Origin of the sequence: Streptomyces sp. NPDC004610 (genome assembly GCF_040609715.1) — a bacterium.
Taxonomy (GTDB): Bacteria; Actinomycetota; Actinomycetes; order Streptomycetales; family Streptomycetaceae; genus Streptomyces.
In genome coordinates this window covers 59,933-80,849 of sequence record NZ_JBEXLA010000044.1, presented here as the reverse complement: position 1 = coordinate 80,849, position 20,917 = coordinate 59,933, and the positions used below count along the sequence as shown (strand labels likewise).

The 20,917-nt window shown below is 72.7% G+C and carries 13 protein-coding genes and 1 pseudogene; 7 read left to right on the top strand and 7 right to left on the bottom strand.

Going from position 1 to position 20,917, the window contains the following annotated elements:
• Positions 1 to 72 precede the first annotated feature (72 nt).
• The 4 genes and pseudogenes from ABZX40_RS35865 to ABZX40_RS35850 all read left to right on the top strand — a co-directional run.
• Positions 73 to 1,338: pseudogene (locus tag ABZX40_RS35865) on the top strand (SWIM zinc finger family protein); the annotation flags it as partial.
• Positions 1,339 to 1,397: 59 nt separating this feature from the next.
• On the top strand, positions 1,398 to 2,165 hold the full coding sequence (locus tag ABZX40_RS35860; protein WP_355747193.1) for a response regulator transcription factor: 768 nt from the start codon (positions 1,398 to 1,400) through the stop codon (positions 2,163 to 2,165).
• Positions 2,166 to 2,347: 182 nt separating this feature from the next.
• Positions 2,348 to 3,586 carry a UDP-N-acetylglucosamine 2-epimerase (non-hydrolyzing) gene (gene wecB / locus ABZX40_RS35855; RefSeq protein ID WP_355747195.1) on the top strand — a complete coding sequence of 413 codons (1,239 nt, stop codon included), beginning with the start codon at positions 2,348 to 2,350 and terminating at the stop codon, positions 3,584 to 3,586.
• The gene (locus tag ABZX40_RS35850) at positions 3,583 to 4,935 is read left to right on the top strand and encodes a glycosyltransferase family 2 protein (protein ID WP_355747198.1); all 1,353 of its coding nucleotides are present in this window, start codon (positions 3,583 to 3,585) and stop codon (positions 4,933 to 4,935) included. Before wecB ends, ABZX40_RS35850 begins: the two co-directional genes overlap by 4 nt.
• Before the next feature lie 13 nt (positions 4,936 to 4,948).
• Here ABZX40_RS35850 and ABZX40_RS35845 read toward each other — a convergent pair whose 3' ends face one another.
• Both ABZX40_RS35845 and ABZX40_RS35840 read right to left on the bottom strand, forming a co-directional pair.
• The gene (locus ABZX40_RS35845) at positions 4,949 to 6,127 is read right to left on the bottom strand and encodes a PP2C family protein-serine/threonine phosphatase (protein WP_355747201.1); all 1,179 of its coding nucleotides are present in this window, start codon (positions 6,125 to 6,127) and stop codon (positions 4,949 to 4,951) included.
• A 28-nt stretch (positions 6,128 to 6,155) separates the two neighbouring features.
• A complete protein-coding gene (locus ABZX40_RS35840; RefSeq protein ID WP_355747204.1) occupies positions 6,156 to 6,413 on the bottom strand; it encodes a LapA family protein in 258 nt (85 codons plus the stop codon).
• Between the two features lie 277 nt (positions 6,414 to 6,690).
• On the opposite strand from ABZX40_RS35840, the gene ABZX40_RS35835 reads away from it, so the two are divergent.
• Positions 6,691 to 7,665, top strand: coding sequence for an alpha/beta hydrolase (locus ABZX40_RS35835; protein ID WP_355747207.1), 975 nt, complete (start codon positions 6,691 to 6,693; stop codon positions 7,663 to 7,665).
• Between the two features lie 47 nt (positions 7,666 to 7,712).
• On the top strand, positions 7,713 to 8,447 hold the full coding sequence (locus ABZX40_RS35830) for an alpha/beta hydrolase family protein (RefSeq protein WP_355747210.1): 735 nt from the start codon (positions 7,713 to 7,715) through the stop codon (positions 8,445 to 8,447).
• A 23-nt stretch (positions 8,448 to 8,470) separates the two neighbouring features.
• Here ABZX40_RS35830 and icmF read toward each other — a convergent pair whose 3' ends face one another.
• The 4 genes from icmF to ABZX40_RS35810 form a co-directional block, all read right to left on the bottom strand.
• Positions 8,471 to 11,701 (bottom strand): fused isobutyryl-CoA mutase/GTPase IcmF, encoded by a 3,231-nt coding sequence (gene icmF / locus ABZX40_RS35825; protein WP_355747212.1) that lies wholly within the window; start codon positions 11,699 to 11,701, stop codon positions 8,471 to 8,473.
• 149 nt (positions 11,702 to 11,850) lie between these two features.
• The gene (locus ABZX40_RS35820) at positions 11,851 to 12,711 is read right to left on the bottom strand and encodes an ABC transporter permease (RefSeq protein WP_355747215.1); all 861 of its coding nucleotides are present in this window, start codon (positions 12,709 to 12,711) and stop codon (positions 11,851 to 11,853) included.
• 377 nt (positions 12,712 to 13,088) lie between these two features.
• Positions 13,089 to 13,493, bottom strand: coding sequence for a hypothetical protein (locus ABZX40_RS35815; RefSeq protein ID WP_355732674.1), 405 nt, complete (start codon positions 13,491 to 13,493; stop codon positions 13,089 to 13,091).
• A 1,061-nt stretch (positions 13,494 to 14,554) separates the two neighbouring features.
• The gene (locus tag ABZX40_RS35810; RefSeq protein ID WP_355732671.1) at positions 14,555 to 15,232 is read right to left on the bottom strand and encodes a hypothetical protein; all 678 of its coding nucleotides are present in this window, start codon (positions 15,230 to 15,232) and stop codon (positions 14,555 to 14,557) included.
• A gap of 1,639 nt (positions 15,233 to 16,871) precedes the next feature.
• On the opposite strand from ABZX40_RS35810, the gene ABZX40_RS35805 reads away from it, so the two are divergent.
• A complete protein-coding gene (locus ABZX40_RS35805; protein ID WP_355732669.1) occupies positions 16,872 to 17,921 on the top strand; it encodes a hypothetical protein in 1,050 nt (349 codons plus the stop codon).
• Positions 17,922 to 18,569: 648 nt separating this feature from the next.
• On the opposite strand, the gene ABZX40_RS35800 is transcribed toward ABZX40_RS35805, so the two are convergent.
• A complete protein-coding gene (locus ABZX40_RS35800; protein ID WP_355732666.1) occupies positions 18,570 to 19,988 on the bottom strand; it encodes a pentapeptide repeat-containing protein in 1,419 nt (472 codons plus the stop codon).
• Between the last annotated feature and the right edge of the window lie 929 nt (positions 19,989 to 20,917).

Sequence of the window (20,917 nt, the reverse complement as noted above, 5' to 3'; positions counted from 1 at the left end):
TCGCCGCGTCCATCGGGGGCGTTCTGCTGCTCGCGGCCTCGCGGATGCCGGTGAACCCCCACCCCCACCCCGCCCCCCTCCATGGCCTCCCCCCGCCGGGACGGGGATCACCGCCGGACGTTCCCCGCGCTCGGGCCCACGGGTGGGGCGGGGGACGGGTTCGCCGGGACCTGGTGGGGCCGTGCCTGGATCGCGGCGCTGGAGGAGGGCGCCCTCGACGCCAAGCGGCTGGCGCGCGGGCGGGGGTACGCCGAGCAGGGGCATGTCGATGCCATCACCGTCACCCCGGGGCTGGTGCTGGCGTATGTGCAGGGCAGCCGCCCCCGGCCCTACCGGGTGCAGGTGCGGTTGCGCACCCTGGCGGACGACGACTGGGAGCGGTTCCTCGACGCGGCGGCGGAACGCCCCGGCCATATCGCCGCGCTGCTCGACAAGGAGATGCCGCACGCCCTGGCCGAGGGCGAGGTACGGCTGCTGCCCGGCCCCGGCGATCTGGACCCCCAGTGCAGCTGCCCCGACCGCGCCCACCCCTGCAAACACGCGGCGGCCCTCTGCTACCGGACGGCCCGGCTGCTGGACGCCGACCCCTTCGTCCTGCTGCTCCTGCGCGGCCGGGGCGAGCGGGAGCTGCTCGACGCGCTGTCCCGGCGCAGCGCCGCCCGCGCGGCCCGCGCCGCCCAGGACCGCGCACCGGCCGCGCTGCCCGGCGTCCGCGCCACCGAGGCCCTCGCCCCGCGTGCCCTCCCCCCGCTGCCGCCCCCGCTGCCCGTGCCGCCGCACCCGCAGCAGCCGCCCGCCTATCCGGCGTCCCCGGGCGGTCCGGACCCGTTCGCGCTGGACCAGTTGGCCACCGACGCGGCGGCCCGCGCGTACGCCCTGCTGGCGACCGGCCGCGATCCGGTCGCCGGGCTGACGCTGTGGCAGGACGCGGTCCGGCTCGCGGCGGCCCGCCCCGGCTCCGGCCTCACGGCCGGGACCCGCGCGCTGTACGCGTCCCTCGCCTCCGCCGCCGGACGCACCTCCGCCGAGCTGGCCCGCGCGGTCGCCGCCTGGCGGCAGGGCGGGTTCGAGGGGCTGGCCGTCCTCGAAGAACCCTGGGATCCGCCCGCCGGACGCTTCGACCGGGCCCGCCCGCTCCTGCGCGCCGCCGACCTGCCCGCCTTCCGCCCCTGGCGCAACCGCCTCACCCACCCGCACGGCCACGTCCAGCTCCGCCTGGGCCGGGACGGCCTCTGGTACGCCTATGAGTCGGAGCCCGGCGCCGACGACTGGTGGCCCCGGGGCACCCCCGACCTCGACCCGGTCGGCGCCCTCACCGGCCTGGGCACCGAGGAGTAGGGGAGGAGGGGAGGAGGGGTGCGCTGCGGTGGGCCCGGTTTCCTGGTTCACTCGACGCCATGGCCCGGATCCTGATCGTCGAGGACGACGCGGCGACCGCGCTGGCGCTACGGCGGCTCCTCGCGCGGGACGGGCACGAGGTGGTGGCCGCCGCCGACGGCCGGGAGGCGCTGCGGGCGCTGTTCGAGGAGCGGCCGGAGCTGATGGTGCTGGAGACCCGGCTGCCGGAACTCGACGGCTGGCAGGTACTGGCCCGCACCCGCGACATGAGCGATCTGCCGGTCCTGGTGCTGTCCGCGGACCCCGGCCCGGCCGACCCGGTCCGCGCCCTGCGCTCCGGCGCCGACGACCACGTCCGCAAGCCCTATGACGACGAGGAACTCCTCGCCCGCGTCGAGGCGCTCCTGCGGCGCGCCGGACGCCGCTGGGAGGGCGAGCGCGCCTCCCGCAATCTGCGCCTGGTCCCGGAGCGCCGGGTGGTGGTCTGGTACGGGGGTGAGGCCCGGCTCAGCGATCTGGAGTTCGGGCTGCTGCGGCTGCTGGTGCGGCACCGGGGACAGGTGGTCACCACGGAACGGCTGCTGGACCAGGTGTGGGACGACCGGTCGGCGGTGGGCCGGGACCGGGTGAAGTTCGCGGTGCTCCGACTCCGCCGCAAACTCCGCCGCGCCTCGGGCGGCACGGGCGGCGACCCGGTGGAGGCGGTACGGGGGGTGGGGTACCGGTTCACCGACCCGGACGACGACGGCGGAGGCCGGGCAGACGGCGGAAACGGCGGGAACGGTGGGCACGAGGGGAACGGGCGAGAGGCCCGCCCGGCGGGCTGAGCGGACCAAGGTCCCGCCCCACCCGGGCCCAACAGCCCCCACCCCCGGGCCCAACGGACAGGACCGAACGGCATCTTTTGTCCGGTTCCGGTGCGGAGCAACCGTTCGGCACCCGAAACCCCCGGTTTCCGCAACCGTCGCCGCTCACCCTGGTGCCCCATGAGCACTCACCCGGGTTCCCGATGAACACCCTTCCCGCCCGTAGCGTCGCCGTCGTTCTCGGTACCCGGCCCGAGCTGGTCAAACTCGCCGAGCTGTGCCGGATCCTGGGCCCCGCCGCCCGGATCCTGCACACCGGCCAGCACTACGACGAGGAACTGTCCGGCGCCTTCCTGGCCGAGCTGGGGCTGCCCGAGCCGGAGTATCTGACCGGGGTCGGCGGCCGTCCCCGTGCCCGGCAGATCGCGGCGGCGCTGCGCGGTCTGGACGAGCGGTTCGCCGCCGAGGCGCCCCGGGTCGTGGTCGTGCAGGGCGACACCAACGCCGCCCTGTCCGGCGCGCTCGCCGCGAACGCCCGCGCGCTGCCCCTCGTCCATGTGGAGGCGGGGCTGCGCAGCCATGACCGGGCCATGCCCGAGGAGCACAACCGGGTCCTGGTGGACCGGCTCTCCGACGTCCTGTGCGCGGCGACCGAGCAGAACCGCGCGCTGCTGATCGCCGAGGGCATCCCCGCCGACCGGGTCACCGTCACCGGCAACACCGTGGTCGAGGCGGTCCACGCCCATCTGCCGCCGCCCGGTGACCGCGCCCGGCTGCTGACCGGCCACGGTCTGCTCACCGACGGTTACGCGCTGGCGACCGTGCACCGCCCGGAGAACACCGACGACGCCGCCGTCCTGGCCACCGTCCTGCGGGAACTGGGCGCGCTGGCGGCCGAGTTGCCGGTGGTGCTGCCGTTGCATCCGCGCACCCGGGCCCGGATCGAGGCGGCCGGGCTGTCCCCGCTGCTGGCCGGGCTGATGGTGCTGCCGCCGACCGGCTACGGCGAGTTCCTCGCCCTCGCCCGGCAGGCCGCGCTGATCGTCTCGGACTCCGGCGGCATCCAGGAGGAGACGACCGTGCTGGGCCGCCCGCTGATCGTCGTCCGCACCTCCACCGAGCGCCCCGAGTGCCTCACCGACTTCGCCGACCTGGTCGCCCCCGGCCCGGCGATCGGCGCCGCCGCCCGCCGCCGGCTGGCCGAGGGCGCCGAGGGCCTGCGCCGGCTGTCCGCGCTGCCCAGCCCGTACGGCGACGGCACGGCGTCGAGGCGGATCGCGGAGCTGATCGCCGAGGCCGCCCGGCGCACCGCCGAGTCCGGGTGCACCGCCGAGTCCGGGTCCACCGCCGAGTCCGGGTGCACCACCGGACCCGCGTGCACGTCCGGACCCGGGCGCACCACCGGACCCGGCCGCACCGCTGATCTGGAGGCCGCCGCGTGATCGTCACCCTGTTCGTCTCCGTCTTCCCCTTCCTCCTCCTCGCCTGCTTCCTCCTCTACTGGGCGGGTGCCCGCCACGCCTACGCCCGGCGCCGCCCGACCGAGGCCGGGGACCCGGCGGCGTACGACTGGCACTTCTTCGTGCCCTGCCGGGACGAGGAGGCGGTGATCGCGATCACCGTGAACCGGCTGCGGGCCGACTTCCCGGACGCGCGTGTCTGGGTGGTCGACGATGCCAGCGACGACCGGACCGGGCCGATCGTGGCCGGTCTCGCCGAGTCCGACCCCCGGGTCCGGCTGGTCGCCCGGCGGCGGCCGGACGCCCGGATCGGCAAGGGCGCCGCGCTGAACGCCGCCTACCTGGCGCTCAACGAGGAGCTGGCGTCGCTGCCCGCCGTGGACCGGGAGCGGGTGGTGGTCTGTGTGGTCGACGCCGACGGCCAGGTCGCCCCGGACGCGCTCGCGCGGGTCAGCGGCCCGGACGGGTTCGGCGACCCGGACACCGGCGGGGTGCAGATCGGCGTACGGATGCGCAATGTGCGCGACGAACGGCCGCTGCCCGGCCGGGGGCGGGTGGCGAACGCGTACGCGCGGCTGCTGGTGCGGATGCAGGACGCCGAGTTCGCGGTGTCGAACACCGGGATGCAGCTGCTGCGCCGCCGTACCGGGTCGGTGGGGCTCGGCGGGAACGGGCAGTTCACCCGGCTGGCCGCGCTGGACCGGGTCGCGGCGGCCGAGCGCCGCCCCTGGCAGCGGGACGCCCTGCTGGAGGACTACGAACTCGGGGTGCAGCTGCGGCTGGCGGGCTACCGGGTCACCCATGTCCCGGACACCTGGGTGACCCAGGAGGCGCTGCCGCACACCCGCCGCTTCCTCACCCAGCGCACCCGCTGGGCGCAGGGCAACATGCGGTGTGTGCGCTACTCGGGCCGGATCATCGGCTCGCGCCACTACACCGCGCGCGGGGTCCTGGAGTCGCTCTACACCTTCGTCCAGCCGCTCGCCCATCTGGCGATCCTGCTGCTGACGGTCGCCCTGGTGGTGCTGGCGGTGCTCGGCGGCGGGGCGGCGCAGGTGCTGGCGGAGGTGTGGCCGCTGGTGCTGGGTCTGGCGGCGGTGTCGATCGTGCCGTTCCTGCTGTGGGGCCCGGCCTACCGCAGCGCCTTCGCGCCCGACCGCTCCCGGCTGACCGGGGTGCTGTGGGGGCTGGCGCTGTGGCTGTACGCGTACCACCTCTTCGTGGTGTCGGTGCGCGGGTCCATGCGGCTGCTGAGCGGCCGGACCGGCTGGGCCAAGACCCGCCGCAACGCGGAGGCCGTCGGCGACGGTCCCACCGCCCTGGAGTCCTGAGCGCCGCGTTCCGTCACCCCGGGCGGTGCGCGGCCATCAGCGCCATGTCATCGGTGGCCGGCCCGCCGGAGAACGTCCGGACGTCGCTGACCAGCGCGTCGAGCAGCCGCAGCGGGGAGGGGAAGGTACGGCCCTTCAGCCGGGCGGCGGGGTCGTAGAAGGCGCCGGTGAGGTCGCGGGCCTCGGAGAGCCCGTCCGTGTAGAGGAGCAGGGTGGCCTCGGGCGGGAACTCCCACTCGTCGGGGCGGCGCGGTCCGGGCGCGAGCTCGGCGAGGCCGAGCGGCAGCGAGTAGGCGTGGGGGGCGAGCGGGGCCACCGAGCCGTCGCCGGTCAGCAGCAGCGGGACCGGGTGCCCGCAGTTGACGATCCGCAGCACCCGCAGACCGGGCGGGATCTCCACGAGGACGCAGGTGGCGAAGTTCTCGATGTGCTCGGTGTCGTCCATGCCGCTGCTGAGGCCGCCCTCGCGGGCGAGCGCGCGTTCCAGCCGGTTCGCCACCCCGGCGAGCGTCCGCTCGGTGTGGGCGGCCTCCCAGAACGCGCCGAGCAGCACCGTGACGGTCTCGATCGCGCCGAGCCCCTTGCCCCGGACATCTCCCATCAGCAGCCGTACGCCGTAGGGGGTGGAGCGGGCGCCGTAGAGGTCGCCGCCGATCAGCGCCTCCTGCTCGGCGGCCTCGTAGCGGGTGCCCAGACTCAGTCCGTCGATCCGCTCGGCGGGGGTGGGCAGGACGGCCCGCTGGGCGGTCTCGGCGAGGCTGCGCGCGGAGGCGAGCTGCTCGCGGCCCCGGCGCACCACGGTGTTGAGCAGTGCGGCGATGGCCGTGACGAACGCGATGGTGGCCAGCTCGGTCGCCAGCTCCTGGACGCCCGCCGAGGCCACGATGGCGCCCGCGACCATGTCCAGCAGCAGGGCGGAGCAGAACGCGACGACGCCATAGGCCACCGTCGCCCACAGCGAGAACAGCGGTGCCGCCATCAGCGGGGCGGCCACGAAGAACGGGGTGCCGCTCAGGGACGGGGGTGTGAGGGACTGGAACCCGATCCCGAACAGGATCAGCAAGGCGGGCAGCAGCCGCGACAGCCGTACGGCGAGACCGCTGACCCGAGCCCGCTCCGGCCCGCTCGCCGCGAAACGGCCCCCCGACCTCTCGGGGAATCTGCCCGGAACGCCTGCCGGCCGGTCGTTCATACGTTCCCCCGGATCGGCTACGGGACGTTCATCGCCGGGCGCGGCGATGGGCGAGGAGCAGCCCGAGAACGATGCCCACGACGAGGGTGACCGTGAGGACGCTCCAGAGCGGGAGGGTGACGGTGGGGATCCACAGCCGGATCGTGACCGATTTCGTGTTCGCCGCGATGAACCAGATCGCCAGTGCCGCGAGCACCAGGAACCCGATCGTTCGCAGCCGTACGTCTCGTCCCCTGACCGTCAGGGTGGAGGGTTCATGCGGCCTCTTTGTCGCGTTCTGGGGCATACATCCCATTATCTTACGGTGAGGGCGAATGGTCGATACGCGGCGGGGCGGGCGGGTGACGGAGCCGTCACGCCGGGTGCCTTTCGCCGTGGGCCGGTGCTGGTGCCGGTCAGCGGGACACCGGCCGCGGTGAGGGGGGCGACGGGAGGGGCGGCCGTGCGCTGTGGGGATGCCCGGCGTGCGTGCGCGGGCAATCGGGCGGCACGCCCCGCTCCTACGGTGGGCCGCAGCCGCGCCGGAACGGCCGGTGTGTCTCGCACAGCACCAGGAGACCCGTATGTCCGACGCCTTCACCCCCGTAGAGCCGGTGCTCGAACCCGCCGCGCTGGCCTTCGCCGAGGCCACCGCCGACCCGCCCTACCTCTTCGACCTCGCCCCGGCGGACGGCCGCAAGGCGGTCGACGAGGTCCAGTCGGGCGATATCGCCAAGCCGGAGGTGGACGAGGAGTGGGTCACGGTCTCCGGTGGCCCCACCGGAAGCGTCCAGGTCCGGATCGTCAAGCCGAAAGGCGCCGCCGGTCCGCTGCCCGTCATCGTCTACCTCCACGGCGCCGGATGGGTCTTCGGCAACGCCCACACCCATGACCGGCTGGTGCGGGAACTGGCCGTCGGTGCCGGTGCCGCCGTCGTCTTCCCCGAGTACGACCGCTCGCCCGAGGCGCGCTACCCGGTCGCCATCGAGCAGAACTGGACCGTCGCCCGCTGGGTCGTGGAGCAGGGTGCCACCAAGGATCTGGACCCCGCCCGGATCGCGGTGGCCGGTGACTCGGTCGGCGGCAACATGGCCGCCGCGCTCACCCTGATGGCCAAGGAGCGGGGCGGACTGGACCTCGTCCAGCAGGTGCTGTTCTACCCGGTCACCGACGCGGCCTTCGACACCGGCTCCTACCACCAGTTCGCCACCGGCTACTTCCTGCGGCGGGACGGCATGCGGTGGTTCTGGGACCAGTACACGACCGACGAGAAGCAGCGCGCCGAGATCACCGCGTCGCCGCTCCGCGCCACCCTCGACCAGCTCGCCGGGCTGCCCCCGGCCCTGGTCGTCACCGCCGAGGCGGATGTCCTGCGGGACGAGGGCGAGGCGTACGCGAACAAGCTGCGGGCGGCCGGGGTGCCGGTCACCGCGGTCCGTTTCCAGGGGATCATCCATGACTTCGTGATGCTGAACGCCCTGCGGGGGACGCACGCCGCCGAGGCCGCCATCTCCCTGGCCGCACACACCCTGCGCACCGCCCTGCACCCAGCCGCCTGAGCCGCATCCCCCGTACAGCCGATAGAGAAGAACGGAACGGAACCCTCATGACCGACTCCACGCCCACCGTCGTCCTGGTGCACGGCGCCTTCGCCGACGCGTCCAGTTTCGCCCGGGTCGTCCCCGAACTGCTGGCCGATGGCCTGAAGGTGCTCGTCCCGGCCGTGCCCAACCGCAGTCTGACCGGCGATGCCGCCTACCTCGCCTCGGTGATCCGCGCGATCCCCGGTCCCGTCGTCCTGGCCGGGCACTCCTACGGCGGCGCGGTCATCACCGTCGCGGGCGCCGAGGAGAACGTGAAGGGCTTGGTCTACCTGGCCGGTTACGCCCTGGAGGAGGGCGAGAGCCTCGGCGAGCTGCAAGGCCGCTTCCCCGACTCCGAGCTGGCGTCGGCCCTGGTCTACACGCCGTTCCCGGTCGAGGGTTCGGACGAACCCGGCACGGATGTCACCGTCGACCCCGACCGGTTCCCCGCCATCTTCGCCGCCGATGTGGACCCGGACCTGGCCAAGGTGCTCGCCGTCTCCCAGCGGCCCCTGGCCGGCGCGGCCTTCGCCGAGGCGGCCCCGGTCGCCGCCTGGCGCACCAGGCCGTCCTGGGGCCTGGTGTCCAGCGCGGACCACACCATCAACCCCGAGGTCGTGCGCTACGGCTATCAGCGCGCCGCGATGACCACGGTCGAGGTCGACTCGTCCCATCTCGTCATGCTCGCGCACCCCAAGAAGGTCGCGGACCTGATCCGAGAGGCCGTCCGCGAGACGGTCCGCGAGACCGGCGCCTGACACCGGACGCGGCGGAACCGGCGTCAGACGTTGCGCCGGTACTGCCCGCCCACCTCGAAGAAGGCGTCGGTGATCTGCTCGAGGGTGCAGACCCGGGCGGCGTCCATGAGGACGGCGAAGACATTGCCGCCGCTCACCGCCGCGTCCTTGAGGGCGGCCAGGGCGAACTGTCCGCGCTCGCGGTGACGGTCCTGGAAGACCTGTACGCCGTCCAGCTGGGACCGCTTCTCCTCCTCGGTGGCGCGCGCCAGCTCGATGGGGCCGCCCGCGCCGGAGTCGGCGTGGGGGTTGCGGAAGGTGTTGACGCCGATGAGGGGGAGGGTGCCGTCGTGCTTGCGCTGTTCGTAGAGCATCGACTCGTCCTGGATCCGGCCGCGCTGATAGCCGGTCTCCATGGCGCCGAGGACGCCGCCGCGCTCACTGATCCGCTCGAATTCCACGAGGACCGCTTCTTCGACCAGATCGGTCAGTTCATCGATGATGAACGATCCCTGGAGGGGGTTCTCGTTCATCGCGAGCCCCCATTCCCGGTTGATGATCAGCTGGATGGCGAGGGCCCGGCGGACGGAATCCTCGGTGGGGGTGGTGACCGCCTCGTCATAGGCGTTGGTGTGCAGGCTGTTGCAGTTGTCGTAGATCGCGATGAGGGCCTGGAGGGTGGTGCGGATGTCGTTGAAGTCCATCTCCTGGGCGTGCAGGGAGCGGCCCGAGGTCTGGACGTGGTACTTCAGCTTCTGGGACCGCTCGCCCGCGCCGTACTTCTCCTTCATCGCCACCGCCCAGATACGGCGGGCGACCCGGCCGAGGACGGAGTACTCGGGGTCCATGCCGTTGGAGAAGAAGAACGACAGATTGGGCGCGAAGTCGTCGATGCGCATGCCCCGGGCGAGATATGCCTCGACATAGGTGAAGCCATTGGCCAGGGTGAAAGCGAGCTGGCTGATCGGATTCGCGCCCGCCTCGGCGATGTGATAGCCGGAGATGGACACCGAATAGAAATTGCGGACCTTGTGCGCGATGAACCATTCCTGGATGTCGGCCATCATGCGCAGCGAGAACTCGGTGGAGAAGAGACAGGTGTTCTGGCCCTGGTCCTCCTTGAGGATGTCGGCCTGCACGGTGCCCCGCACGCTCGCCAGCGCCTTCGCGCGGAGTTCGGCCGCCTCGTCGGCGGAGGGTTCGCGGCCCTCCTCGGCGCGGAACCGGTCGGTCCCCTGGTCGATGGCGGTGTTGAGGAAGAACGCCAGCACGGTGGGCGCGGGGCCGTTGATCGTCATGGAGACCGAGGTGGTCGGCGCGGTCAGATCGAAGCCGTCGTAGAGGGCCTTCATGTTGTCGAGGTGCGCGACGGAGACGCCCGAGGTGCCGACCTTGCCGTAGATGTCGGGGCGCTCGCCGGGGTCGCGGCCGTAGAGGGTGACCGAGTCGAAGGCGGTGGACAGCCGGGTGGCGGGCTGGCCCTCGGAGAGCAGCTTGAACCGCTGGTTGGTGCGGTGCGGATCGCCCTCACCGGCGAACATGCGCGCCGGGTCCTCGCCGTCGCGCTTGAAGGGGAAGACCCCGGCGGTGAACGGGAAGCGGCCGGGCAGGTTCTCGCGGCGCCAGAACCGCACCAGTTCGCCGTGGTCGGTGTACCGGGGCAGCGCGACCCGGGGGATCCTGCTGCCGGACAGTGACTCCCGGGTCAGCCGGGTACGGATCTCCCGGTCCCGGACCCGGACGGTCTGCTCGTCGCCGGAGTAGGACTCCACGACGGCGGGCCAGTCCCCGATCTGCTCGGCGACCTCGCGCGGCAGCCGCTGGACGGCGGTGTCCAGCAGCGCCGCCACGGCACCCGCGTCGCCGCCGGACTCGATCAGCTCACCCCTGACGAGGTCCAGCCGCTGCACCCGCCGGGCCGCCTCGGCGATGAGGGCCGTCTCGGCGTGGTAGGCGCGGACCGTCTCGGTGATCTCCGCGAGATAGCGCGCCCGCTCGGTCGGCACCACCTGCCGGATCCCGGAGGAGTGCCGCACCTCGACCGGGGCCAGGGTGCCCTCGGACAGCGCCAGCCCGCTCCCGGCCAGCAGCGTCCTGAGGTGCTGGTAGAGCGCGGTGACGCCGTCGTCGTTGAAGGTCGCGGCGGAGGTGCCGTACACCGGCATGTCCTCGGGCCGCTTGTCGAAGACCTCCCGGTTGCGGACGAGCTGGCGGCTCACATCACGCAGCGCGTCCTTGGCGCCGCGCCGCTCGAACTTGTTGACCGCGACGACATCGGCGAAGTCGAGCATGTCGATCTTCTCCAGCTGCGAGGCGGCGCCGAACTCGGGCGTCATCACATACAGGGAGGTGTCGACGAACGGCACGATCGCCGCGTCGCCCTGGCCGATGCCCGGTGTCTCCACGATCACCAGATCGAACCCGGCGGCCTTCACCACATCGATGACATCGGAGAGGTGCTCGGGCACCTCATGGCTGCCACGGGTGGCCAGGCTGCGGAAGAAGACCCGGTTGCCGTCCAGAGAGTTCATCCGGATCCGGTCGCCGAGCAGGGCACCGCCGCCCCGGCGCCGGGTCGGGTCGACCGCGATCACCGCGATCCGCAGCTTGTCCTGCTGGTCCATCCGGAACCGGCGCACCAGCTCATCGGTCAGCGACGACTTGCCGGAGCCACCGGTGCCGGTGATGCCGAGCACCGGCACCACCCGGGCCGCCGCCGCGGCCCGCACCTCCGCCAGCAGACCGGCGGGCAGCCTGCCGAGCTCCGCCCCGGTGATGGCACGGGCCGTCGCGAACCGGTCACCGGCGAGCACGGCGGCGGCCTCGACCGGCCGGACGTCCCAGAGGTCGAAGTCGCAGTCCCGCACCACCGAGTTGATCATCCCGGCCAGCCCCATGCGCTGACCGTCCTCCGGGGAGAAGATGGTGACCCCGCTCGCGCGCAGCCGGGTGATCTCCTCGGGCACGATCACCCCGCCGCCCCCGCCCACCACCCGGATGTGCTCCGCACCCCGCTCGCGCAGCGACTCGACCAGGTACTCGAAGTACTCGACATGGCCGCCCTGGTAGGACGAGACCGCCACACCGTGCACATCCTCCTCGATCGCCGTGTTGACGACCTCGTGCACCGAGCGGTTGTGGCCCAGATGGACGACCTCGGCGCCCTGGGACTGGAAGATCCTCCGCATGATGTTGATGGAGGCATCGTGCCCGTCGAACAGCGCGGACGCGGTGACCAGGCGGATGGGGTGCACGGGACGGTGCAAGTCGCTCATCTGGAGGTCCTTCTCGGACGGGTCGGCGGGATACCGACACAGAGATAGTAGGACGTCCTAGTAAATTGCAGAAGGTGGGAGGGGTGTGACTGGAGGCACAGGGCGAGGGCCCAGCCCGGGGGAGCCCTCTTCAAGTCACTGACGGTCTGTCAGGACACCGGCGCGGCGCTGTCGCGCGTCGCGCGGCGAGCGCGCAGGGCGGCCCAGGTCCACCGTGAGGGCACCGCCCGCGTGCCGCGCCGAGGCGCGGTGATCCGGGAGCGGGCGACCAGTTCGAGGGTCACCGTCACCGCGACGGCCTGGACGGCCATCAGTGCGACCAGGACGAAGAGCTGCACGGCCCCGGCGGTGAACGCGTCGGCCCCGCCCAGCAGCATGCCGACGAACGCCCCCGGAAGGGTGACCAGCCCGACGGTACGGGTCTGGTCCAGACCGGGCACCAGGGCGTCGGAGGCGGCGGGGCGGGCGATCTCGACCCGCGCGTCCCGTTCCGTGAAGCCCAGGGCGAGCCCGGCCTCCACCTCACCGTGCCGCTGCTCCAGCGCGGCGAGGCTCTGCCGTCCGGCCAGCACCGTCGCGGTGAGCGCCCCTCCGATCAGGATGCCGGTCACCGGGATGAGTGCGATGCCGCGCACCGGTAGCAGACCGGTGGCCAGCAGCAGCGCGACCGCCGGTACGACCCCGACCGCGATCGGCACGGCCGCCCACCACCAGGTGCCGTCGGAGGTGATCCTGCGGCCCGCGGTACGCACCGCCACGGCGTACATCAGCAGCAGAAACCCGAACAGCGCGGCGCCCGCGTGGACGACCCAGCCGATGACTGCGGAGACGGCCGCCAGCTGAACTGCCGCGCGTATCCCGGCGACCAGCACCTCACGGGCCCGGCCGAAGCCCTGCTCCGGAGACAGCCGGGCCACCGCCGTGACCGCGACGGCGGCGGCGAGGAAGAGGGCCAGGACCCAGGCGAGCACGGAGTTGACGGGCAGCAGGGCGGCCGAGGCGGAGTTCATGGATCGTCACGGTAGGCGCGGGTGCGCGGGCCGCGCACTTTGGGGGTGCGGGTGCGGGTGGGGGTGGGGTGGGCGGTGGTCGTTGCTTGGGCCGGGGTCTGCCGTCTCTGCCGCGACCCGGGGATCGGGCGGGCGGGGGCCGGGGGCCGAGGGCCGGGGCAGGAGGCTGGGGGACAGGCGTCGGGCTCTGGGGAACAGGCTGGGGGATGAGCCGGCGGACTGGTTGGCCGACAGGCCGTGTAGTGACCGTCGATCCCCGACCCCGGCGGACCCCGCCGGGGTCGGGGATCGACCGGGAATCCGCGTTGCCGCCAATGATCAGGCCCGCCTTCCTGGGGAGGCCGGGGGCGCTGTCGGCCGCCCTTGCCCCGGGCCCGTCACAGGGCCTGGATGAGTCCGACTCCCAGGGCGATCAGCGCCGCGGCGATCAGGAGGGCGCCGACCCGGGTGAGGTGGGTACCGGCGGAGGACTTCCCCTCGGTGCCGAGGGCGAGGTGGAGGAAGAAACCGCCGGACTGCGCCAGCCCGCCGATCAGCAGCAGGATCCCGAAGAGCCACTCGACGCCGGAGGAGAAGTCGGCGCGGGGGAGGTAGAGGAAGTAGGCGAGGGACAGCACCAGCAGCACCCCGGCGTGTGCGTGTCCGGCGCGGAAGAACCGTTCGCGCAGAGGGGTGAGCGTGCCCTGCCGGGTGGTGATGAACTGGAGCAGGGCGTGGCCGCCGAACTCCACCGTGACCAGTAAGAAGAGGGCGATGATGGGCAGCAGTTCGGTTGCCTGCACGACGGGCCGCCTTGAGTGGGTCGAGCCGGAGGGGATCGGTCGCACGGTACTGCCGCGCCCGCCGGGTGCCGGGGCGTGACGGAGGTGTCCCGGCCGAAGTTCACCCGGATACGGGGCGGGACGGCGGCCCGGTGGGGCCGAGTGGCTGAGGGGCGGATGGCGCAAGCAGAACGGTTTCGCTGGTGAATCTCCCGCACCGCCGACGCGAGCATGTGCCCTCGACGTCCTGCCTTTGCCCTATGCATGGCGCATGGATGACCCGAAGGCGTACACCTTTCTCCGCCCGTTACGGCTCCAGGAGGCCCAGTTCGACCGTGTGCCACCCTGGCTGGAGAACGCCGGTCCCGACGATGCCCCCGAGCCCGCCGCGCAGGGTGCCACCGAGGACGCGTTGCGCGCGTCGCCGGGCGACTTCTCCTCCGCGGACCCTTCCCGGGAGGCGGGGTCGGGGTCGGGGCCGGGGAAGACCTGGAGCGCCGAGGGGGGCGGTCATGCCTCGGACCCGTCCGAGGAGGGTGACAGCGGGCCACCGGACGTGGTGCGGGCGCCCACAGGCATGGATCCGGACAGCGCACCGCGGGACGACGACCGTTCGACGGATCCGGACGAAGCCAGAGCGGGAACCCTGACGGGAGAGGCCCGATCGGCGGCAGGTCGGCTCCGACTCTTCCCGGTGACCGGGGCTGGGTCCGGGGCCGGGTCCGGGGATGAGTCCGGGTCCGGGGTCGGGGATGGAATCGACGGGAGGAGCTCGGACGAGGCTGCCGGCGGGACCGGAACACCACCGGGCACAGGAGCCTCTTCGTGAAGCCGGGTACGAAGTCCCGCCGGGGCGAGGTCATCGCGTATCCGGACCAGCCGCCGCCGACCTCGGCGCGGTCCGGGGCAGTGCACTGACAGTGCGCTGACAGTGCACCGAGCCGCCCCGGGATGGCCGACGCCGGTCACCCCGGGGCGGGATGGCCGGCGAGTCGGCGACGCCGGTGAACGGCGGCAGCCCGCCTGTCAGTTCCTCCTCCGCCGAGGTGAACGGCCCGGATGAGCCACCGCCCTGCGGACGTTCAAGCCCCCTGGACCGGCGACTCCCGTCGCCGTCTCCTATGGCCCCACTCATCAAGCCCGGAGTAGATCAACGCGACACGCCCTCTGGGGAAATCGAGTGACGCGGCCTCCCCCGTGTAGAGCGCCACCAGTGAGTCGGGACCTCTCCACCAGGTGTCTGCCAGGCCCCTCACCTCGCTCACCGGCTCGTAGCCGTCCCACTCGATGCCGTCCACCTCATCGCCGACGAGCTTGGTCACCTGCCGCGCCCAACTGGACGCATGGTGAGCCAGTGCCAGCGATTCCACCCAGCCCTCGATGGACGCGTGGAGAGGCACCCACCGTTCGGCGTGAATGCCGAACTCACCGGACGGACCCATCATGAACGCGTAGGGAACCGCGGTCCGCTGCGCCCCCGCTTCGAACCACCATCCCGCGGAGTCCGATTCGGGCGATTCCGGATCCAGGTACCTCGGGCCTCCGTCGTACTGCGTCGAGGGTGGCAGGAGCAGGCCGCCCCACTGCTCCTGGTAGGCCGCCATCCGGTCGATCACCGCTGCGGGGATGCCTCGCTCCAACCACCACTGCCTGTGTCCCTCGACGGGCCGGACATCGACCTTGGCGCCGTGCACGTCGACGAACGATCGGGCTCGTCGGGTCAGGCCACTGGGTATGTCGTTGATGAGGTGAACGCGCACGGGCGGGACGCTACCAACCGCTCGTCGCTCGTCGCTCGTCGCCGGTCGCCGGTCGCCGGTCGCCGGTCGCCCGTCGGCCGTCGCCCGTCGGTCGCCCGGCCAAGTCCCGTATCCCGGGGAGGAAGCCCGGCTACGTCGGCAGCGCCGAGGTCCGCGAGCCGGGGGTGGACGGGCTGCACGTCGGCAGCGCCGAGCGTCGCGAGCAGGCGGTGGACCGGCCGATGGTGGTCCGCTGTAACCACGTGGGGCCCGGCGCCGGGCCGAGTTGCTCCCGTGCCCCTTGCAGATCCCAGTTGCTCTCGGCCGTGTGCCGCACCCCGAAGGCCGCGGACAGCTCCCAGTAGGTCCGCAGGGCCTCGGCGAGACCCACCGTGGCCCGTGCCATCGCCGGGTTGTGCTCGCGATGGCCCGGGGTGCACCGGGCTGCCCGGAGCGCGTGGAGGAGCGTCATACCCAAGCGGCTGTTCACCGGCCCGAGTTGGCCCACCGCGCGATCCCTGGGGTCGGTGATCGGGCCGCAGGCGCCCGGCGGAGGGCCGACGCGCTGGCGCACGCCCCGTCCGGCCCGGCGAACACCCGGTGACTGCGGGGACCTCACCCTCGCGGCACCCACGTGCCAGGCCGGTCGACGACACTGAACGCTCCCTCGGCGGTCCGGGACGGAGAACTGGACGTGGGCGTGAACTCGGGGGTGGACAGGGCCTGCCGTCCGGCGGCCTGTGTGACCGGTAACAGTTGGAGGCTGGCCCGGGGGTGGTTGTCCGTAGGGGGTTCGTGCGCAGGCTCAGCTGATCCGGCACTTCAGCCCCGAAGACATCAGCGAGCACCTGGACACCGCCCGCCAGCCCGACCCCGACCTGGCCATCACACCGCTCCACCTGGGCCACCGCGACGCCGCCCGCCACGCCTGGACCACATTCCTCCAGCACTACCGCCTGCTGCGCTCCGCACGCGCCGACTCAGCCCTGGCCCGCCTCCGGGCCGGTCTGCGCCCCCATGTGCGCCACGTCCACAGTGCCCACCTCCTCGACACCGCCCGTGCCCCCGGCAGTGACGGCGCCCCCCGGGTCCCGGCCGCCGAGACCGCGACCTGAGACCCCCGGGAACGCCGCGGCCTCCCGTTCCGTGGCCACGGCGGGCTCCGCCGGGCGCCCCGCCCCTGACCCCTCCGGTGCGCCGCCGTCGAGCGGCCGATCAAGGCGGTCGGCGGCTCCGTCGCGGTGTGTCCGCCGACGACCGTCGTGCGCGGAGGCCATCGGCCACGACCGTCGTGCGCGGAGGCCATCGGCGCGCGTACGCGCGCTGCGCGTGCTGCGCCTGTGCGCCCTTGATAAGGGCCCTGTCTCCGGTTCATCTTGGCTAGAGCTGAGAACGGGGATGCGTGTTGTCTCGGCGACAGACACACGGCTTGCGCACGCTTGAAGAGGCGGCGTGGAACGCGACCCGACTCACCCACGCCATTGCCCCAGCGGGCGCCCGATCACGATCACGGCCCGACCGTGAAACGCCCGACAGCAACGCGTCGGCGCGCGGCACTTCGCTGTGCCCCGCCCCGCCCGCCCCACCCGGAGGCGCCACCGACGCCGGTCTGTCCCGAGCCCCCCGCTCACACTCCGGAACGCCCTGGAAGGCAGACCCCGTGCACCGACTGGCCGAGCTCACCCACAACCAACTGGACCCCAGCCGAGGCAATCCCGCCCGAGCCGCGGCCTACAGCCTGTCCGCACTGGCCGTCCCCGGCTGGGAGGACCTGCTGTCACAGCGCACGTCCCGCCGCGCCGGGGTCATGGCCGGACGACGCGTGGGCCGCGCGGAAGTGGAGGCGCTCAAGGGCGCGACCGCGCTCTTCTCCGCCTCGACGGGCGCGTTCGGCGGTGGACACGCCCGCACCGCGCTCACCGCCTACCTCGCCGACGACGTCACCCAGTGGCTCCTCGCCAGCGCCCGCGACGATGTCCACCGGCAACTCCTCACCCGCACCGCCCAGCTCACCATCCTCCTGGGCAACATGTGCGCCGACGACGATGCCCACGCCCTCGCCCAGCACTACCACCGCACCGCCGCCCACCTCGCCGCCGAGGCCGGCGACCCCCACACCCACACCATCGCCATCAGAGCCCTCGCCACCCACGCGCTGGACCTCGGACACCAGCAGGCCGCCCTCGCCCTGACCGAACAGGCCGCCGCCACCGCGACCCGCCACGCCTCGCCCCTCACCCAGTCCTACACCCAGTCCCAACTGGCCCTGGCCCACGCCCGCGCCAAGGACCGCCCCCGCGCCCTCCTCGCCCTGCGCAACGCGGAACTCCTCCACAGCCACGCCGACCAGAACCCCTCCGACCCCTTCGACAGCTATCCGAGGGCCGCCCTCCACTACCAGCGGGCGCGGACCCTGAGCGCGCTGGGCGACCACCCGGCCGCGGACCACGCCTTCCACGCCTCCCTCCGCGTCCGCGCCCCACAGGCCCGACTGGCCCGTGCCCTGACCCTGGCGCTCCTGGCCGAATCACAGCTCATCCAGGGACATCTCGAAGAGTCCGTCTCGACGTGGCGGCGCTTCCTGATCGACTACCCGGGACTGCGCTCCGCCCGCGCCACCACCTGCCTCACCACAATGCGCAAGGCACTCCACCCCTACAGCCACCACCCCGCGGTGGTGCGCCTGGAGGAGGAAGCGGCGTCCCTGTGACAGCGGCCCCAGGGCACGCACCGGCTGTGGGGTGACGGTGGCTGCCGCGTCGGGCGGGCCCGGCCGCGGGGGACCGCGGCGCGGGCGTCCACGCGCCGGTCACCCCCCTCGCTCACGCGAGCCCGCTCTCCACGAGCCGGCCGATCACCGTCTGCTCGGTCCCGGGCAGGCCCCCAGGTATGCCCCTGCCGACACTCGGGGACGGCGCTGCCGGGGGTGGCGGGAGCGGCCGGGTTCGCCGGGCCGTGCGAGAGCCCGTGATACGCAGAAGCCCCGTCGGGAAGCCCCCGACGGGACTTGAGGGGTCGTGCCACGACGGCGTATCGGGTTCGGCGCGAGTACCGCTGCATTCCGGTGGCCCGGTCTCAAGCACCCGGATGCTTGCCGTACCACTCCAAGTTGCCGGGGCGTAGCCCCAGCTGACGCTGGGGAGACACTGTGGCTGGATGCAGGAAGCCTTCGAGACTGCTCAGCGTGGCTTTGGGGGGAACCGTTAGGGCGCGGGAGGTGGGGCGCGGCGGTGGCGGATGCGGAGGCTTCGGGCGAACTATTGCGGTGCCGAGTTCGTCCTGGCCTGCCTGACGGGGCTGCCTGTGTCCGCGAGTGGGGGGCGGAAACGGCCGATTACACCCCTTGGTCCTATGGACTTCAGGGCAGCCAAGTCGAGGACAAGGTGACTTTTGCGGGAGCAGGACTACCGACAGCAGCCAGAAGCCCACTCGGAACTGGACCCGTCACACTCCTGAAGTGAACCGTGCCTCCGGAGAACTCCGCGCTGCTGAAGTCCACCGTGCTGCCGGAGAACACCGTGTTGCTGAAGTCCACGGTGCCGCCGGAGAATTCCGCACCGACGAAGTGCACCGTGCCGGCGGAGAACACGGCGCTGCCGAAGTCCACCGTGCCGCCTGAGAACATCACGCTGCCGAAGTCCACCTTTCCTCCGGAGAACACCCCTCTGCCGAAATGCACCATGCCGCCAGAGAACACCACGCCGCCGAAGTGCACCGTGCCGCCGGAGAACACCGCTCTGCCGAAGTACACGGTGCTGCCGGAGAACTCTGCACCGTTGAAGTCCACTGTGCTGCCGGTGAACTCCGCGCCGGTGAAGTGCACTGTGCCTCCGGAGAACACCGCTCTGCCGAAGTGCACCGTGCCTCCGGTGAGCACCGTGCTGCTGAAGTCCACCGTGCCTCCGCAGAATTCCGCGCCGTTGAAGTCCACTGTGCTGCCAGATAACTCCGCGCCGGTGAAGTGCACCGTGCCTCCGGAGAACACCGCTCTGCCGATGTCCACGGTGCCTCCGGTGAGCACAGTGCTGCTGAAGTCCACCGTGCTGCCGGTGAACTCCGCGCCCGTGAAGTGCACCGTGCCGCCGGTGAACTCCGCGCCGGTGAAATCCATGGGGCCGTCGATGGTGACGCCGGTGAGGTCGAGGTCGCAGCCCTGCCAGGAGCGGTGAGTCCCTCGTGGGCGTCGGTAGTGGTCGCCGATGAGGCGCATGATGGTGTGCCGGACTTTGCGGAAGGCCAGGTAGCGGTGGTGTTCCTCCTGGTGGCTGGGGTCGGTGCCGGGGTCGGGGGTGAAGGGGAGCTGGAGGTAGGCGCACAGGACGTCGATGCAGGTCTGGCGCAGGCCCTGGTCGGGGGCGTCGTCGGCGAGGCCGGCCAGGGCGTGGACCCCGCCGAGGCGGACGGCCGGGGAGCCCGAGCCGAGCTGCTCGACGGCGGCGGTGAAGCGTTCGGTGTGCAGGCGGGTGGCCTCGCGGTGGGCTCCGGCCTCGTCCACGCGCTGGCGGCGGTAGGCGACGACCAGAGCCACGAGCGCACCGGCTCCGGCGACCACGCCGAAGGAGAGTTTCACCAGGTCGAAGAGCGTCCTGGCGTCGAGCTTCGCGGTGCGGTCTATCTCCTGGACATCCAGCAGGACCACCAGGCCGAAGAGAACGCCACCCGCAACCAGGACCGCGGCGACAAAGGTCACGGTCAGGGCCCGGCCGACCCGCCACAGCCGTAACTCCCGATCACCAAGGGACGTCCGTGGATTCGGGCCCGGTCGAGAAGGGGCCATCACACCTCCTGGATCAGATCTGGGCCCGGCTGAGGGAAAGCTCCGCCGGACCCAGGTAGCCAAGGTCCTCCGTGAGGTCCAGTGAGCTGCTACTGCTACACGCCGCCTCCCGACAGCGCCAGCAACCCCCAGGACGTCCTGGTCCTCGATGGCGCAGTAGCGGCCGGTCCGATCCTCTGGGCCGAAGGACCGCAGGGTGCCCGCCTGCCGGAGTTCGGAGATCGGTCTCTCCGCCGTTGTCCGCCCCAGGCACAGGGCATCAGCCAGGTCACTCCGGCTCGGGTCTTCTGCGACCACTTGACGGATGCTCAACGAGACCTGCGCCCGCGCCGAGGGGGTCCTGGAGGCCGACATTGAGGAGCCGGACCTCGCCGGGCGCCGCTCCCCGGTGGAGGCGAAGGGTGCCGCCGCCCCTCAGCCGGGGCGACCGGGTACGGGAACGACTTCGACCCGGAGACGGTCTACAGGGGCGCCGGCACCGCACGGTTCCTGCCTCGGTGGTCTTCGTCGCGGCGGCGACGGCGTCCGCGCCGTGCGGGTTGCGCCAGAACCAGCGCCGTCCCTGCTCGGTCTCGTACGCCCGGCTCGCCTCCGCTTCGGCTTCCCCGGTCCGCCCGAGCGGACCCAGCGCGCACGGTACTCCGGCAGCGCCGCCTCCACCGCCTGGAGCGCGGTGAAGGCGAGCACACGGAGGCCGCCCCGGCCGGGTCCGCGTCCAGCTCGCCCGGCTCCACCATCGCCATGAACTCGCCCTGCGCCCGCGCGATGTCGGCCGCCAGCGAGGCCCGGACGTGGTCGGTGACGGCGGCAACGTCGTCCCCGTAGTCCAGGTCGCGGCGACCAGCGCCTCCTCCACGACCAGGCCTCGGTCCGGTGCCGGTGGCCGCACGCCTCGCACAGCGCCCGGCCGCCCCCACCTGCTGCCCGAA